The 17,391-nt window shown below is 41.9% G+C and carries 17 protein-coding genes; 12 read left to right on the top strand and 5 right to left on the bottom strand.

Annotated features, from left to right (window positions below):
• The first annotated feature begins 23 nt into the window (after window positions 1-23).
• Window positions 24-443, top strand: coding sequence for a nucleoside-diphosphate kinase (locus AAFN85_RS04225; RefSeq protein WP_347525710.1), 420 nt, complete (start codon window positions 24-26; stop codon window positions 441-443).
• A gap of 154 nt (window positions 444-597) precedes the next feature.
• Complete coding sequence (locus AAFN85_RS04220) at window positions 598-795, top strand: hypothetical protein (protein WP_347525709.1); 198 nt, start codon at window positions 598-600, stop codon at window positions 793-795.
• On the opposite strand, the gene AAFN85_RS04215 is transcribed toward AAFN85_RS04220, so the two are convergent.
• Window positions 782-1,072: a DUF721 domain-containing protein gene (locus AAFN85_RS04215; RefSeq protein WP_347525708.1), complete on the bottom strand. Its 291-nt coding sequence runs from the start codon at window positions 1,070-1,072 to the stop codon at window positions 782-784. The genes AAFN85_RS04220 and AAFN85_RS04215 overlap by 14 nt on opposite strands.
• Window positions 1,065-2,165, bottom strand: a complete 1,101-nt coding sequence (locus AAFN85_RS04210) for a DNA replication/repair protein RecF (protein ID WP_347525707.1) — start codon at window positions 2,163-2,165, stop codon at window positions 1,065-1,067. The genes AAFN85_RS04215 and AAFN85_RS04210 overlap by 8 nt, the downstream gene beginning before the upstream one ends.
• Window positions 2,166-2,435: 270 nt before the next feature.
• On the opposite strand from AAFN85_RS04210, the gene AAFN85_RS04205 reads away from it, so the two are divergent.
• The 6 genes from AAFN85_RS04205 to AAFN85_RS04180 all read left to right on the top strand — a co-directional run bounded on the left by AAFN85_RS04205 (window position 2,436) and on the right by AAFN85_RS04180 (window position 6,769).
• On the top strand, window positions 2,436-3,101 hold the full coding sequence (locus tag AAFN85_RS04205) for a tetratricopeptide repeat protein (RefSeq protein WP_347525706.1): 666 nt from the start codon (window positions 2,436-2,438) through the stop codon (window positions 3,099-3,101).
• A 188-nt stretch (window positions 3,102-3,289) separates the two neighbouring features.
• Complete coding sequence (gene ribH / locus AAFN85_RS04200) at window positions 3,290-3,784, top strand: 6,7-dimethyl-8-ribityllumazine synthase (RefSeq protein WP_347525705.1); 495 nt, start codon at window positions 3,290-3,292, stop codon at window positions 3,782-3,784.
• 237 nt (window positions 3,785-4,021) lie between these two features.
• A complete protein-coding gene (gene ytxJ, locus AAFN85_RS04195; RefSeq protein ID WP_347525704.1) occupies window positions 4,022-4,351 on the top strand; it encodes a bacillithiol system redox-active protein YtxJ in 330 nt (109 codons plus the stop codon).
• A 130-nt stretch (window positions 4,352-4,481) separates the two neighbouring features.
• Entirely contained in the window at window positions 4,482-5,363 is an 882-nt protein-coding gene (gene lipA, locus AAFN85_RS04190) for a lipoyl synthase (RefSeq protein ID WP_347525703.1), read from the top strand.
• Window positions 5,364-5,387: 24 nt separating this feature from the next.
• Window positions 5,388-5,939 carry a sigma-70 family RNA polymerase sigma factor gene (locus AAFN85_RS04185; protein ID WP_347525702.1) on the top strand — a complete coding sequence of 184 codons (552 nt, stop codon included), beginning with the start codon at window positions 5,388-5,390 and terminating at the stop codon, window positions 5,937-5,939.
• Between the two features lie 2 nt (window positions 5,940-5,941).
• Window positions 5,942-6,769 carry an anti-sigma factor gene (locus AAFN85_RS04180; protein WP_347525701.1) on the top strand — a complete coding sequence of 276 codons (828 nt, stop codon included), beginning with the start codon at window positions 5,942-5,944 and terminating at the stop codon, window positions 6,767-6,769.
• Window positions 6,770-7,116: 347 nt separating this feature from the next.
• Here AAFN85_RS04180 and AAFN85_RS04175 read toward each other — a convergent pair whose 3' ends face one another.
• Together AAFN85_RS04175 and AAFN85_RS04170 are read right to left on the bottom strand one after the other, a co-directional pair.
• Entirely contained in the window at window positions 7,117-8,622 is a 1,506-nt protein-coding gene (locus tag AAFN85_RS04175) for an NAD(P)H-hydrate dehydratase (RefSeq protein ID WP_347525700.1), read from the bottom strand.
• A gap of 194 nt (window positions 8,623-8,816) precedes the next feature.
• Window positions 8,817-9,704, bottom strand: coding sequence for a hypothetical protein (locus AAFN85_RS04170; protein WP_347525699.1), 888 nt, complete (start codon window positions 9,702-9,704; stop codon window positions 8,817-8,819).
• Window positions 9,705-9,910: 206 nt separating this feature from the next.
• On the opposite strand from AAFN85_RS04170, the gene AAFN85_RS04165 reads away from it, so the two are divergent.
• Window positions 9,911-10,963, top strand: a complete 1,053-nt coding sequence (locus AAFN85_RS04165; protein WP_347525698.1) for a histidine kinase — start codon at window positions 9,911-9,913, stop codon at window positions 10,961-10,963.
• Window positions 10,960-11,661 carry a LytTR family DNA-binding domain-containing protein gene (locus tag AAFN85_RS04160; RefSeq protein ID WP_347525697.1) on the top strand — a complete coding sequence of 234 codons (702 nt, stop codon included), beginning with the start codon at window positions 10,960-10,962 and terminating at the stop codon, window positions 11,659-11,661. The genes AAFN85_RS04165 and AAFN85_RS04160 overlap by 4 nt, the downstream gene beginning before the upstream one ends.
• Window positions 11,662-12,058: 397 nt before the next feature.
• Here AAFN85_RS04160 and AAFN85_RS04155 read toward each other — a convergent pair whose 3' ends face one another.
• Window positions 12,059-13,549, bottom strand: a complete 1,491-nt coding sequence (locus AAFN85_RS04155; protein WP_347525696.1) for a catalase — start codon at window positions 13,547-13,549, stop codon at window positions 12,059-12,061.
• Window positions 13,550-13,641: 92 nt separating this feature from the next.
• Between AAFN85_RS04155 and AAFN85_RS04150 the strand changes: the two genes are divergently transcribed.
• Together AAFN85_RS04150 and AAFN85_RS04145 are read left to right on the top strand one after the other, a co-directional pair.
• Complete coding sequence (locus AAFN85_RS04150) at window positions 13,642-14,577, top strand: LysR substrate-binding domain-containing protein (protein ID WP_347525695.1); 936 nt, start codon at window positions 13,642-13,644, stop codon at window positions 14,575-14,577.
• 390 nt (window positions 14,578-14,967) lie between these two features.
• Complete coding sequence (locus tag AAFN85_RS04145) at window positions 14,968-17,388, top strand: TonB-dependent receptor (protein WP_347525694.1); 2,421 nt, start codon at window positions 14,968-14,970, stop codon at window positions 17,386-17,388.
• Window positions 17,389-17,391: the final 3 nt, after the last annotated feature.

Below are 17,391 nucleotides of genomic sequence, written 5' to 3'. Positions count from 1 at the left end.
ATCAAAAAAAATAACAATTTCAAATGAAAACCAACAGAACATTCACCATGATTAAGCCTGATGCTGTTGCAGCCGGCCATATTGGTGATATTTTAGACATGATCACTAAAGGCGGCTTCAAAATTGTAGCGCTTAAATACACTGCGTTATCAGCCGAAAAAGCTGGTCAGTTTTACGAAGTACACAAAGAGCGTCCTTTTTACCAGGGATTGGTTGATTTTATGTCGTCGGGCCCTATTGTAGCAGCTATTCTTGAAAAAGATAATGCTATTGCCGAGTTCCGTACCCTTATAGGCGCTACCAACCCTGCAGATGCTGCTGAAGGTACTATCCGTAAAAAATATGCTAAATCAATTGGCGAGAACGCCGTTCACGGTTCAGACTCTGATGAGAACGCTGATATTGAAGGTAATTTCTTCTTTTCGGCTTTCGAAAGGTTCTAATTCGCGCTTTTTCGGGTGTGATTTGTAATAAAAAAGTTACACCCGAAAAATGTTTACGTAAATCTTGTTATTATAGTTTCAATTTTTGTAACTTTACCTCACAATCTCCTAAACAGTATTACATTAATTATAACAAGATCAAGAAAAAGCCATTATGAAGCCGCTATTAAAATATATATTCTACGTACTTGTACTGGTATTGTTGGTTATCGGCTCAATAATGCTTTACAGAAATCATCCTGAAGCACAGCTGGCGTTTTCTATCCCTGGCTTATTCATTCTTTGCTACTCTAAGCTTACTGATGATATCAGGGTTAAGCAACAAGGCTTAAGGATGCTTAGAGGAAGATAATTTCTTCAACCAATACCGATTTCGCCTCTTCATTAATTTTTTCTATTATCTGCGTACGCATCAGTGTAAGTTCGTGTTTTATTACTGACGATTCGATGCGTAAAAACAACTTTTTATCCCGCACAAACAACTCTTTTGTGCGATTGGCTACAGATTTGCCTACAAGTTCGGGCCAGAGGTTAACCACACCGGTTTCATCAAAGCGGCGTTTAATTTTATAAACATTAAGCATTTGCTCAATGGCCTCCTTCAATGTTTTGTCGTTAGTTTTACGCATCTATTGCCCCTTCCTTTACTTTAAATAATTTTACAGCAACCCCAATCTTATTAAAAACCTGCTCAACGCGGTCAACACCTGTATCGGTTATAAATACCTGCCCAAAATCATTGTTCGATACCATCTGCATTAGCTTGGTAACCCGGTTATCATCCAGCTTATCAAAAATATCATCCAGCAGCAACAACGGTTTAAATCCTTTTTGCTGATATAAAAAAGTGTACTGGGCCAACTTAAGCGCAATTAAAAATGATTTTTGCTGCCCCTGCGATCCGAATTTTTTCATCGGCATGCCGTGGATGTTAAATTGCAGATCATCTTTATGTACACCGGCAGTTGTACGTTCAAGCGCCCTATCACGGTTAATGCTTTTCTCCAGCAACTCCTCAAAGCTATTGTTTAGCAATTGCGATTCGTAAACCAGTTCAACACGTTCAGCATTATCGCTTATAAAATCGTAGTGTTTGTTAAATATCTCAACAAAGCCTTCCATAAAATTACGGCGACGTTCGAAGATCCGGTTACCCGATGCTGTAAGTTGGTCGTTGATTATCTCAAGCAGTCCCGGATCATACTTCCCGGTATCGGCAATTTGTTTTAAAAGCGCGTTGCGGTTGGTGAGGATCTTATTATAGGTGATCAACTCGTCCAAATAATGATTATCAGTTTGCGATATCACATTATCAATAAACTTACGGCGCTCCTCACTCCCTTCAGTAATGATACTTATATCATATGGTGAGATCATTACCAATGGTAACAAACCAATATGATCTGCCAGACGCTGATAGTCTTTTTTATTTCGCTTAAATTGTTTTTTTTGATTCCGCTTAACCGAGCAGGCCACCGCTTCGGGCTGATCGTTCTTATTAAACGTACCCGTGATGATAAAAAACTCCGCTCCTTGCTTGATCTGCTGGCTATCTATCGGGTTAAAATAACTTTTACATAATGATAGGTAGTGGATAGCATCCAGCAAATTGGTTTTCCCCGCCCCGTTATTCCCCGTAAACGCGTTAACCCCCTCGCTGAAAACCAGTTCGGCTTCATCGTAATTTTTAAAGTTGATAACGGATAATTGTTGGAGATACATGGAAGGGCAAAGTTAATGTTTTTTGGTGAGTGGTTGTTTTTTAGGTGAGTGGTTGATTAGGTTTATTAGGTGAATAGTTAATTGAATGAATGGTTATGCTCCAATAAAACATAGCTTTTTAACCTATTTTTAATACTCGCTAATCGACAAAAACAACTACTCACCCAATCAACTCAATCAACCACTCACCCAACTTTAAAGATTTAATACAAAAGCTATTGCCAGTTATTTCCAAAACCGTATTTTTGCAAACTTAATTTTAGAACAACAATGTCAAAAACCCAGGCTAACGCACCGGAAACTACCATTGGTCAGAGTGGCAATTTTGTGCGCGAGAACCAAAAAAGCTTATTATTTATTTTAGGGGCTATTGTTGCCCTTATTGCGATCTATTTCATTTATGTTAAATTGTATTTAGGTCCGCGGGAGGTTACTGCCGCTAACCAAATGTATAAAGCGCAGGATTTTTGGCAACAAAAAAATTGGGATAAAGCCATTAAAGGCGATGCCGGCTTCCCTGGTTTTGAAAAGATCATTACTGACTATAGCAATACTAAAGCTGCAAACCTTGCTTACTTTTACTTGGGTACTGCATATTTAAACAAAGGCGATTACCGCAAAGCTATTGATAACCTTACCAATTACCGCGGTGATGATAGCATGGTAGCAGCCGAAGCATTTGGCAGCACAGGTGATGCCTATGTTGAACTGAAAGATTACGAAAAAGCGGTAAGTTATTTCAGCAAAGCTGTTGATAAGGCTAAAAACAAATTCTTATCTCCGCTTTACCTTAAAAAATTAGGCTTAACCTACGAAGCGCAAAAAAACAACAAAGATGCGGTTGATTCTTACAAAAGGATCAAAACAGAATATCCTGAAAGCGCCGAAGCTCAAAATATCGACGAGTACATAGCTCGCGCCGAAGCAAAACTATAATTTTTAATATCGGATTTCGGATGTTCGATTTCGGACTTATGAGGAGTGAATAATCGCTTACATAATTCAGAAATCGAACATTTTTATTTTATGAGCATTTTTAACTATAAATTGCAAATAAATCCGAAATCGGACATCAAATTAATTAAATCCGAAATCTAACATTCGAAATCCGAAATAACACTACCATGGCTACTCACTTAAAAAACCTTTCTGATTTTTCCAACACCGAAATTCCTTCTGCAGCACCATACCGTTTTGGCATTGTAGTGGCTGAGTGGAATGCCGAAATAACCAATGCCCTTTACCAGGGTGCTTACAAAAGCCTTGTTGACAATGGCGCACTGGCCGAAAATATTTTTTCATACCAGGTACCAGGCAGTTTCGAACTTACATCAGGTGCCGAGCTTTTATTGAAAAAAGGAAGCCTTGACGCGGTAATTTGTTTAGGTTGCGTGATCCAGGGCGAAACACGTCACTTTGATTTTATTTGCGATGCTGTTGCACATGGCGTTGCCAACGTATCCATAAAATACTCAAAACCTGTTATATTTGGTGTATTAACAACAGATAACCAGCAACAGGCTATTGACCGTGCTGGTGGCAAACATGGTAATAAAGGTGATGAAGCTGCTATTACCGCCATTAAAATGGCCGCCCTTGCCGAAACTTTAAATAGCTAAAAGCCGTTAAACAGTTAAGTTTAGTATTTTCATGAAAAAATTAGTTTACATAGCACTTATTGCCGTAGCGGTTGCAACCGTATCATCATGCTCAAATAAACTGTGCCCGGCGTACGGTTCATACCCTAAAACAGGTAGGTAACAGGCAATTGTCATTTTTAAAACCGCTTAAACACATTATGCGTTTTTTGTGTTATAATTACAATTTATAGCACTTTTAACTATATAATAAGATTTATGAACTGGATATCGTTGGAGACGGCCGATCAGCTTATGGCGATCAAACAACAAGAAGGATATAGCCTGATATTTAAGCATAGCACACGTTGCTCTATCAGCATGATGGCCAAAAGGCGCTTCGAGCTGGATTGGGATGATCTTCCCGAAAATATGCCCCTTTATTTTTTAGACCTGATCAAATTTCGCGATCTATCAAACCAGGTAGCACAATTGTTCCAGGTACATCACGAATCGCCTCAGTTATTACTTATTAAAAATGGCGAATGTGTTCTTGATCAATCACACAGCGGTATTTCTGTTGATGAAACGCTGGAAGTATTGAATTAGATATTTTAGCCCATGGCCATCCGGCCATGGTTGCTTTTATAAGCTTAAATTTAAGTCATTTCATTTTCAATTCCATTTACAACCGTTTATGGAATAATAACCGTATTTAGTTTTTAACTACATTTGCATTATGATTGATTTGCCGGTAGTTCCTGCTGTTAGCCAGCCCGTGCGTAAGCCTGATTGGCTTAGGGTTAAACTTCCTACAGGAAAAGAATATGCCCACGTACGCAGCCTGGTTGATACCCATAAGCTGCACACTATATGCGAAAGTGGTAACTGCCCTAATATGGGCGAGTGCTGGGGTGCCGGCACAGCTACTTTCATGATACTTGGTAACATTTGTACTCGTTCGTGCTCGTTTTGCGCCGTTGCAACCGGCAGGCCATTGGCTGTTGATGTTGATGAGCCAAACCGTGTAGCCTCATCGGTAAAACTGATGCAGGTAAAGCACTGTGTTATCACCTCGGTAGATCGTGACGATTTGAAAGATGGTGGCTCCATTATCTGGGCCGAAACCATCAACGCCATCCGTCGTGAAAGCCCCGATACTACTCTGGAAACCCTCCTGCCCGATTTTAAAGGCAACTGGGATAACCTGGCCCGTGTTTTAGAAACCCGCCCCGAAGTAGTATCTCACAACCTGGAAACTGTGCGTCGTCTTACTAAAGAGGTACGTATCCAGGCTAAATATGACCGTAGTTTAGAAGCTTTAAAACATATATCTGAAGCCGGTTTACGCACCAAATCGGGCATTATGCTTGGTTTAGGCGAAACCGAAGAGGATGTTCTGGAAGCGATGGACGACCTGTTAGCAGCTGGTGTACACATACTTACACTGGGCCAATACCTGCAGCCAACCCGTAACCACCACCCTGTTATTGACTGGATACACCCCGACCAGTTTGCGCGATACAAACAATTTGGTCTGGATAAAGGATTTAAATATGTTGAGAGCGGCCCGTTGGTACGTTCTTCATATCACGCGGAAAAACACTTGTTTGAAATGTGATAATTCCTTTATATCTTCACCAAGTTGAGTAAAAAACGCAAAATATCGCTGTCGGAAGAAGAACTGGTGCTGTCATTACAGCATCGGGAGAAAATTGCCGTAGAAGCGTTGTACGATATGTACTCGGCCTCGTTGTTCGGGGTTATATCACGCATAATAAATGATACCGCTATTGCCGAAGATGTTTTACAGGAAACTTTTGTAAAAATATGGCATTCCTTTTCCAGCTATAGTACCGAAAAAGGCCGTTTATTTACCTGGATGGTTAATATTGCCCGTAACCTGGCGATAGATAAGATCAGATCAAAAGATTTTAAGAACCAAAACAAAAACCAGGAGATTGAAAATAACGTAACTTTCATTGACGAGCAAAGGAATACAGTTTACAAACCTGAGTTGATGGGTGTTAAAGAGTTAGTACAAACCCTTAAACCCGAGCAACAGCTGATCATTGACCTTGTTTATTTTAAAGGTTATACCCACGTGGAAGCCGCCGAAGAATTAGGCATACCGCTGGGAACCATTAAAACAAGGTTGCGAATGGCCATACAGGACCTAAGAAAACATTTTAATTAACAGTGGAAGACGTAAAAGCATATATAGAAACAGGGATACTTGAACTGTACGTACTGGGGGAAGTTACCCCGGCCGAACGGTTACAGGTTGAGGAGATGGCTGCAAAGCATCCGGCTGTTAAGGCCGAACTGGATGAAATTGAGCAATCGATGGAGTTATATGCCGAAGAAAACGCTATTGAGCCTTCCGAACACCTGCGTGGCCGTATTTTAGGTAGCCTGTTAACTAATTTTGGCGACGATAACAACTTCCCGTCGCCAACCCACGTACAACATGAAAACGTTGTACCAATGACCACGCCTAAAAAAGAATCATCAAACTTTTATAAGTATGCTTTTGCAGCCTGCCTTGCTTTGCTGATAGGCGCAACGGTTGCATTGATCAATGTTTATCAACGCCTGCAGGCTACAGATAACCAACTGAGCGCTATGCAGCTGCAAACCCAGCGTTTCAGCAATACAGTTAGCGCTAAAGACGATGAGCTAAGCTTACTGCGCGATACATCATTTAAACTCATCCACTTAAAAGGTACAGCCAAGTCACCTAACTCGGTGATGACGGTAGCATTCAGCCCAACTAAACAAAAAGTGGTTATTGATATGGAAGGCCTTAAACTGCCTGCTAACGATAGCACTCACCAGTACCAGCTTTGGGCATTGGTTGGCGGTAAACCGGTTGATCTGGGTGTATTTGATGCTACATCTGATACAAGCGGCTTCAAAAACATGAAGGCCATAGCTAATGCAGATGCGTTTGCAGTAACACTTGAACCTCGCGGAGGCAGCGTTAGCCCAACACTAAGCGAGATGGTAGTGTTAGGGAAATACTAAAAACAGCATAAAAAGATACCCAAATGGGGGTATTTCAATAAAAAAAGCGGATATAGTTTGCAATTGCAAACTATATCCGCTTTTTTTGCGTTATAACCTATCTAAAATCTACATTATGTAAATGTAAAGTACAGAATGTAAATTATTTAACATATTTTTAACCTAAAGCCAAACCAATTATTCGTTTTTTTGTAACTAATAGAGATGTACATGCGTCTTATGATTAGTTAGGCTACCAAACAACATGAAAAATAAAAACCTAACATCCCAAATTTGAGTATTTCGTTCTTTTATAAGATCAGTTAATAGTTAATTAAACGGCTGTATGATACTTGCAGGCCGTTTTTTTATGCCCTTAACTTTGCCATAGTTACCGGGAGTTGCGTGATAAGCTTACCCGGCAAAACTACGTTGAGCCTATTAGGCAAGGCCAATTCATCACCAGCTTTACCATGAATATACACCGCGAGGATACAAGCCTCAACCGGCGGATATTTCTGTGCTAACAAGGCGGCAACTATGCCGGTTAGCACATCTCCCATCCCCCCACTGGCCATAGCGGGATTACCTGTCGAATTAAAATAGGCCTTACCATCGGGGATAGCAGTTATAGTATAATCGTTTTTGAGGATGATACAAATTTTTAACTCCTTGGCTTTTTTGATGCTTGTTTGCAGGCGCTGCCACCAGTTATCATGATCACCAAAAAGCCTGTCGAATTCTTTCATGTGCGGGGTTAGCACGCTTCCGTCTGGTAATTCAGCAAACAAGGCGGGGTTTTCGGCAAGCAGGTTTAGGGCATCGGCATCAATAACCAAAGGCTTTTTGTAATTTTTAATGATGTCTTTTAACAATTTTAACGCGTCATCATCTTTTCCTAAGCCGGGGCCAACCGCTATCGAAGCAAATTTATCCCAATCAATTTCGGGCAGCTCTTTCTCCTTTCGGGTGATTGCCATAACCTCGGGCCGATAGCTATTTAAAGCAATTAAGCCGCTTTCAGGAATACAAGCGGTAATTAACCCCGCACCTGCATGTGCTGCTGCAGATGAGCTTAACAAAGCCGCTCCCATTGTTTTAGCTTGCCCAGCCACCAACAGCGAGTGCCCATAAGTTCCTTTATTACTAAAATGGTGACGGGGTTTCAACAGTTGCCTCGCATCCTTCTCCTCAACCAATTGATATGGCGAGTTTACTGAATATGCAAACTTTTCGCTGATTCCGATATTAACCGTCTCCCAGCAATCAACATAAAGTGCCGATTCGGGCAGCAGGAAATTGACCTTGGGTTGTTGAAAGGTGATTACCAGACTTGCCTTTATCGCTATGGTATCTTTGGCTACCTCGCCCTCTGCAAAAAAGCCGGTGGGCACATCAACAGAAACTATGGTTTTGTTTAACCCGTTAATGAAATTAACCAGTCTGGCATAATCGCCGATTAGTGGCTTATTGAGTCCGCTACCTAATAAAGCGTCTATAATTACGCGACTGCTATCTTCCGGTATCTCCTCTCCTTTCTCAAGCTCTTTTATGGTTACGCAAGTCTCTTTTAATCGCTCATAATTTACCTGAAAGTCGTCGGATACCTTTGCCGAAAACCTAACAATAATAACTTTAAGTTTATTATAATGATGATCGCAAAGTATGCGGGCTATAGCCAGCCCGTCGCCCCCATTATTCCCGGTACCGCAATAAAAAGTTATGGGTTCGTTTTTATCGGGAAAGCGGTTTACAAACCAACCTACAAAAGCCCTTGAGGCACGTTCCATCAAATCTACAGAAGAGATCGGTTCATTGGCGATGGTATAGGCATCACCTTCGCGAATTTGTTGGGAAATTAGTAATGGCAGCATATATCCTAAAGTAAGGATTTATGCGATTTGTTTTGGGGGAGAAAGAAAACAGAGCTGTAGATTTTACGCAGAAATTGATTTTAAGAAATGTCATTGCGAGGCACGAAGCAATCGCACGGAGGCAGAGCGGCTCTGTATAGCATGCGATTGCCACGCTGCGCTCGCAATGACATTTTTAGTTACTTAAAACCCTATCACGGCTTTTTCCAAAACGCGCTGCTGTTATTAGTATGAAAAGTGATCACATTATACCGTTCGCCTATGGATGTTTCAAACCTATCGGTTTTAGGATCTTTACTTCCCGCCGGCAGCAGTTCCACATAAGTAAAAACCTTGCCGGGAGTAATAGTTTGCGAATTGTATTCGCTTACCACCGGGCAAATCATCCGGTACAGGTGTTCGGCTAAAAAGGTATAAACGTAATCTTCCTTTTTGGTTGGAATGTTATGATAATTGGCGGTACTGTTTAAAACGATAGGCCTGCCGTCTATTATTCGTTGGCGTACTTCTTCAATACTTAAAAACATGCCTTTTTCGTCCTTCATGTAGGCGTTTTCCTGTGGGTCGATATAGATCCATTTGTTCAGTGAATCGATATAAAGCGCATTAACCACATGCCCGCCATGCGCCACCGGGTACAAGCCCGAAAAGCAGATCACGCTGCGCGATTTAAAGCCCATGGCTAAAAACACATCGTTCATCCCTATCGACAGCACATAACAGCCCTGCCCTACTTTATGGCTGCGATAAAAGGAGATCACGTTCATGGCATTCAACGAATCGATATTTAAAGTATCCTGGTGCGGCACCTGGTTGTGAAACCAGTTTAGTAAACGGATTACCCTATCGATTTGAGATCCTTTACCTGCTACCGAATCAAGATTGAACGTTTTCCGCAGTTCAACCAGCTGAGGGTTTGAGGACGGCTGATACGTAAAATCCGGAAATGATTGATGTTGAGTGTTATTATAAGGGCCTGATTTACCTAACTCTTTTACATGCGCATAATTGCGGTATGTTTGTGCTTTTAGTTGCCCTACAACTGCCAACAAAAGGCAGTTTATGATCAAAAACTTTTTCATTTGTTATTATATTGTTGATTCTGAGCAAATAGAAATATAAATACCGGCCTATTTTTTATTTTTAGATGAACGGTAGATCACAAGCCGTTAACAATAGTTTTAGCCGGTTTAACTTATTTTACGGTAACAAAAACCCGGTTAACAGTTGATTATATTCTGTTGACGAAAAAATTATTCCGACCAGCAAAAAATCCCGATTTTTAACCATGCCTATATTTAAAAACATACAGTACCGGGATATATTAAGGCATGGTTTGTTTTGGCTGGCCTATATTTTATACCAGGCAGTAGTTTATAAATGGGCCGATGTAGATGAGCTTCGGTTTGAATTTCCCCCACAAGTCATCGGCGTATCTGTACCTGTAACCATAGCGGTCACCTATATAAACCTGCAGGTGCTGATGCCCCGCCTGTACAATAGGCGGCGTTATATTTTATACGGGCTATTTTTTCTATTACTGATAATTAGCGGAGGCACCTTAGTGCGCACGCTTACACATTATTTGATATTGCCCTGGGAACAGGTTCACAACCCAGCCCGGTATGCAAAAGAGGTAAAACATTTATGGATCCCGATCAGGATCATTCGGCTGGCTTTAGAAATAAGCATTGTGGCTGCCATTACCATGATGTTTAGGCTGATGAGGGATAACATAAGGCACGAAAAACATTTGCGACAGGTAGAAAAAGAAAAATTTACGGCCGAACTCAATTTATTGAAAGCCCAGGTAAACCCTCACTTCCTGTTCAATACTTTTAACAGCCTGTATGCGCTAACACTCGATAAATCGGATCTTGCGCCCAACATGGTGCTCCGCTTATCGCAATTGATGCACTACATGCTTTACTCAACAGCAAATGATGAGGTGCCGCTTAACGATGAGATCAATTACCTGCGAGACTATATCAGCATTGAACAAACCCGTTTTGGTAACCGCGTGGAAGTTTCCTTTCAATGTGCAGGGCTTACAGGCGGCGTAAACATAGCCCCTTTGTTACTGTTACCATTTGTTGAAAACACCTTTAAACATGGCGTGGAAGAAGGTTCGGGCTGGATAACTATAAACCTTAATTATAAAGATGGGCAACTATTTTTTAAGGTAGAGAATAGTTATACCAACAAAGCAATACCCAATAAACCCGGTATCGGCCTTGTCAATGTGCAACAGCGGCTAAAACTGCTTTATCCTAACAGGCACACCCTCCGTATTAACAAAAATGATGAATCGTTTGAAGCAGAACTTAAAATAGACCTATGAAAATAATTAACTGTGTTTTGGCCGACGATGAAGAACTTGCCCGGGGCATTATTGAGCGCTACATTTCGCAGTTACCACAGCTGCGCCTTGTGGCCTCATGCATCAATGGAGCCGAAACTTTCACAGCGCTAAAAAACAACAAGGTTGATCTGCTTTTCCTGGATATTAAAATGCCGCAGCTAAGCGGCCTTGAACTTTTGCGTTCGGTTAAAAATTCACCACCGGTGATATTAACAACCGCCTTTCGCGAATACGCCCTCGAAAGCTTCGAGCTTAACGTGATAGACTATTTGTTAAAACCCGTTCCGTTTGATAGATTTTTAAAGGCGATCGAGAAATATGAAAGCCTCACAAATTCTGTGAACCAAGAGGAAACTGTAAAAGTTAACACCGCAGATGATATAACCGAAGCCTTCATTTACATTAAAGCCGATAAAAAAATGGTGAGGGTGCTGTTAAAAGACATCCTATATATTGAAGGCCTTAAAGATTATGTACAAGTACACACCATCGACCGCAAAATAATAACATATCAAACGCTAACCTATTTTGAAGAGAAATTGCCGGTGAGCCATTTTATGAGGGTGCACCGCTCGTATATCATCGCGCTTGGTCATATTCAAACGTATTCGGCTACAGAGGTTGAGGTTGGGGGACGGGTTGTGCCTATTGGAAACACTTATGCTAGATGGTTTTGAAGCAGTTGGAGGGATGAGTAAGACTTTCAATAGTTTTATGTAAATAACCGCACGTTGTTGCGAGTAATAAAAGCCAGGGCCTCTGAAGGATTATATGACATCAGGTGGGCCGACCTGTCACCCTGAGTTGGGGTATATTTGCGCACAAATAATCGCATTGGAAATGACATTTTTTTCAGACCTGATTATCAACGCGTTATAGACTTGTCAATGGCAGCTTGTCGAAGGGTCGCACGCAGAGGCCCGCCCACCATGCTTCGACAAGCTCAGCATGACACCCTTTTTTAAACATATTATGGGTAGGTACGAAGCAATGACGTTTTTTAACAGGTTAGCAAAACGGCCACCTTTTCAAGGCAGCCGTTCTTTTTCATAAGTTATTGTAGGGGGATTAAACTCATTGAGGCATCTGCTTCATAGTTTCGGCCAGGTCAAGCTCGAGGCCTTTGGCTATGGCCATACCTAAGTTGATATCGGCCCTGAACCAGTGGCACAGCTGGCGGTTAGTGATCAGATCTTTTTTCGGACCCTCGATACCTTTCATCGAGTTTACGATATTGTTGATCAGATCTTTTTTGGCTTGCGAATCCATCAAACGGTACAAATCGCCGGGTTGGGTATAGTGGTCGTTTTCGCCTTCGGCGTTACGGTCGTACCAGTCGCCTACAGGGCTACCGAAATCCCAAGCCGGTTCTTTATAGCTTTGATCTATTTCGATATCATCAAAACTATTAGGGAAATAGTTAGGGTTTGAACCTCCGTTGCCATTTACTGTCATCTGGCCATCGCGCTGATAATTGCTTACCAGGTACGGGCATTTATTTACCGGGATCTGCTCGTAATTGCCACCTAAACGATAACGGTGCGCATCCGGATATGAAAGGATCCGGCCTTGCAGCATTTTATCTGGCGAGTAACCAATACCATCAACAAGGTGCGCCGGTGCAAAAGCAGCCTGCTCTACGTGGGCAAAGTAATTATCCGGATTTTCGCTTAGCTCCAACACGCCTACGTCAATCAGCGGGTAATCGGCATGCGGCCATACTTTGGTTAAATCGAAGGGATTGATGTGGTATGTTTTGGCATCGGCTTCGGGCATTACCTGGATCTTCAAGGTCCATTTTGGGAAATCACCATTATCAATAGCCGTTAACAGATCGTGCTGAGCAAAATCAGGGGCTTTTCCACGCATTTCGGCAGCTTCGGCATCGGTAAAGTTTTTAATACCTTGCTGAGTTTTGAAGTGGAATTTTACCCAATATCTTTCATTTTTTGCATTGATAAGCGAAAACGTATGGCTACCAAAGCCATCCATATGGCGGTATCCGTAAGGTGTGCCCCTATCGCTCATTAAAATGGTTACCTGGTGCAGGCTTTCGGGATTAAGCGACCAGAAGTCCCACATCATGGTTGCACTTTTGGTATTGGTATATGGATCGCGTTTTTGGGTATGGATAAAATCGCCAAACTTTTTGGCATCTTTTATAAAAAACACCGGGGTGTTGTTACCAACCAGATCCCAGTTACCATCTTCGGTATAAAATTTAATGGCGAAACCACGCGGATCGCGCTCCGTATCTGCCGAGCCCTTTTCACCACCCACGGTTGAAAAACGCAAAAATAATTTGGTTTGCTTACCTATAGTATTAAAAACTTTAGCGCGGGTGTATTGGCTGATATCGTTTGTAACGGTAAATGTACCGTAAGCACCAGAGCCTTTAGCATGCACAACACGCTCGGGGATCCGTTCGCGGTTAAAGTGTGCCATTTTTTCGTGCAAAATATAATCCTGTAACAAAACCGGGCCACGTGGGCCAGCAGTCATCGAATTTTCATTCTCTACATAAGGCCTGCCCGAGGCAGTGGTGAGCTTCCTTTTGTTTTCCATATTAGTTGTGTTTGATAATTCAAACTTGACAAAAATATTTCAATAGAAAAAATCAATAATTATTATCTTCGTATAGTATTTTTCTATATTACATGACTATTACACAACTGGAGTATATTGTGGCGGTTGATACCTACCGCAGTTTTGTGGCCGCCGCCGATAAGTGTTTTGTAACCCAACCAACGCTTAGCATGCAGGTGCAAAAACTGGAAGATAACCTCGGTGTAAAGATCTTCGATCGCAGCAAACAACCCGTTGTACCTACCGAAATTGGTATCGAGATCATTAATCAGGCCCGGATCATGCTATCTGAAAGTGAAAAGATCAAAGAGATCATCACCGACAGGCAAAAGGAACTTTCCGGCGAATTACGCGTAGGCATTATCCCAACTGTAGCACCTTATATATTGCCTAAGATCATTCACGGTTTTATCGAAAAATACCCACAGGTAAAACTGGTAGTTTGGGAACAAACCACCGAAGAGATCATCCAGCAATTAAAATTAGGCATGCTTGATTGTGGCATCCTCTCTACCCCCCTACACGAAACCAGCCTTACCGAGATCCCTGTATTTTATGAAAACTTTGTAGCCTACGTATCAAAAAACAGCAAGCTATCTAAAAAGAAAAACATCGTTCCGGATGATATCGATATGGAAGAGATCTGGATATTGAACGAAGGACATTGTATGCGCGAGCAAGTATTGAACATTTGCCAACGACGCAAATCAACCCGTGGTTTTCAGCATTTTGAGTACAATACCGGCAGCGTTGAAACCCTTAAACGCATGGTTGATCAAAATAACGGCGCCACCATCCTACCCGAACTTGCCCTATCCGAACTTACCGAGAAACAGCTTGATAAAGTACGCCACTTCCGCTCGCCTGAGCCTGCCCGCGAAGTGAGTATCGTGATACAACGTAACTTTTTAAAACGACGTATGATAGAGGCTTTGAAAAATGAGATCCTTGAGTTTGTGCCCAAACGGATGAAGAGCAAGAAGAAGAAAGAGGTGATGGATATATAGAATAAAGGAGGGAGATACAGTTCTGCTTTTTTAGCTATTTCCATTTTGGAAGCAGTTCATTTTAAATATTAAACAAAGACGTTAGCTTATAATACAGGGCAGACTTACGAAATTTTAAAAACTTCGTAAGTCTTAACTCCAACTGATCAGATTGTTCGAGTAGTTGGAGTCTCTTTAAATCTTCTTGTAAAATACTACTGTGCCCTCAACACTTTAATCTCAACCAACAACACAACAATCAATTAGGATAGATCTTAAAGCTATTGGTCACGTAAATGACTATAAGTCAAGCATCAATATCCTTTTATTTAGATTTATTATAAATAATTTGCATTGTAACACTCGCGTGACTATTTTTGCGGCAATTATTTATATTTAGTCTAAATAACAATGAATCAACCCCTACACACATTTCGTAAATTACTTTCTTTTTCCCTCCTGGTAGTTTTTCTCCTCTTTAATATAAAACCGGCAAAGGCCGATGTTAAACCCGGCACCATAACCGGTACCATTACAACAGCCGATGGCCAAACCGTGCCGGGTGTTACCGTAAGCCTTAAAGGCGATGGAGTGAACAGCGGCACCGTTACCAACGAAAACGGTCGTTTTACCTTTAATAAAGTAAAGCCAGGCAGCTATACCATTAAAGCAACATTTGTTGGTTTAACGCCTGAAGAAAAAACAATTGAAGTGGCTGATGGCCAGCGCGCGGTAGCAAACTTTATGCTGCGCGAAAATGCCAACCAAATTGGTGAGGTGTTGATTTCAGGACGTAAACAAAAATATAAGATAGATGATCCTTCACCAAGCTTAAGGCTTAACGAACCATTGCTTGAAGTAGCTCAGAACATCCAGGTTGTATCATCAGACCAGATCAAAGACCAGCAAATTTTCAACATGCTTGAAGGCGTATCGCGCAACGTGAGCGGTTTAACCATGCAGGAGCACTGGGGCAACTACGCCCGTGTTAACGGCCGCGGCGACAGGCTTGCACCTTTCCGCAACGGTATGAATATCGAAGCTACCTGGGGGCCACTTACCGAAGATATGTCGTTTGTTGACAGGATTGAATTTGTGAAAGGCCCTGCCGCATTTATGTTGGCTAATGGTAATCCATCGGGCTTTTACAACGTAGTAACTAAAAAGCCTACAGGCACCACAAGCCAGGCTTTCAACTTTACCGCAGGCAGCTTTAACAGCTACCGTGCCACTGCCGATCTGGATGGCGTGCTTACCAAAGATGGTAAATTACAATACCGCCTTAACCTGATGGGGCAGATGTCAAAATCGTGGCGCCCTTATGATTTCACCAACCGCACGGCTATCGCCCCGGTATTACGCTACAAATTTGATAGCAAAAACACCATTACTGCCGAGTACACTTACCAGTACCAGCGCATGAACGCTTTTGGTACTGCTTACCTGTTCTCGACAGATGGTTATGCTTCGTTACCTCGTGATTTTACCAACGCCCCATCAAACTCACCATCATCGGGCATAAAAGACCATAGCGCTTTTTTAACTTATGAACATGCTTTTAACAGCAAGTGGAAAGTTACTGCGCAAGGTGCTTATTTTTACTATAAACAAGATGCCTATAGCTACTGGATAAACAGCATCAAAGCAAATGGTGATGTTGATCGTAACCTTGGCCTGTGGGATGCTGTTAACAAAAATAAATTTGCCCAGGCATTTTTTAACGGCGAGTTTAATACAGGCAAAATTGTTCACCGTTTATTAGGTGGTGTTGATATCGGCGACAAATATTATATCCCAGATTACCTGCAATCAGGTTCGTTAGATCCAGATCCGGCTAACCCTTTCAATATCCACAATCCAAACAACGGCCCGGTTACTTTGCCTACTTTTGATAGGTCGCAGCCGCTTAGTGTACGGGGAGCAAGTTCTGTAACTACCGAAAAATACCAGTCATTTTACGCACAGGACGAATTAGGCTTTTTTGATCAGAAAGTACGTTTAACCCTTGCCGGTCGTTATACCCACGCGGTAACAACCGATCCATATGCAACACCCAAAGAGGCAAGCAGCAAAAAATTCACACCGCGTGTAGGGCTTAGTGTAAGCATTGATCCTTCAACCTCGGCTTATGGTGTGTATGATCAATCATTCGTGCCGCAAAACGGTAATATCTTCGGTGGTGAAAAAGTTAAACCAATTACAGGCAACAACCTTGAGTTTGGTATAAAACGCGATTGGTTTGATGGCAAATGGAACACATCATTATCAGCATACCGCATCCTCAAAAACAACCAGCTGGTAGCCGATCCAAACCACAACGATCCATCACAAAACTATGTGGTACAATTAGGCCAAACCCGTACTAAAGGTATTGAATTTGATGCCCGCGGCGAGATCATTACCGGCCTTAGCCTGATGGTTAACTGGGCTTATACCGATTCGAAAATTTCAAAAAATACGGATGCTACACTTATTGGCACACCGGTACCAGGATTTGCTAAACATGTATCTAACGCATGGTTAACCTACCGCTTACAACACGGCACATTGAAAGGTCTGGGCTTTTCAACAGGTTACCAATGGCAAATTGACCGTTTGCCATGGAGCCTTGGCACCGGCACATCCGATCTGCCTAACTACTTCCGCTTAGATGCCGGAGCATCGTACCAGATCAAAAAGTTAAGCTTCGCGTTAAATGTGAACAACGTACTTAATAAATATCTATACTCTGGTGGCCACGAGGATTACCTCAATGCCGAAGGCAAAACCGTTTACACATGGCAAGCCGAAGCACCAACCAACGTGCGCTTAAGTATTGGCTATAGATTTTAATGC

Origin of the sequence: Mucilaginibacter sp. CAU 1740, assembly GCF_039839285.1 — a bacterium.
Lineage (GTDB): Bacteria > Bacteroidota > Bacteroidia > Sphingobacteriales > Sphingobacteriaceae > Mucilaginibacter.
Note: the sequence above shows the minus strand (reverse complement) of the source record. Positions and strands in the feature narration are given on the sequence as shown.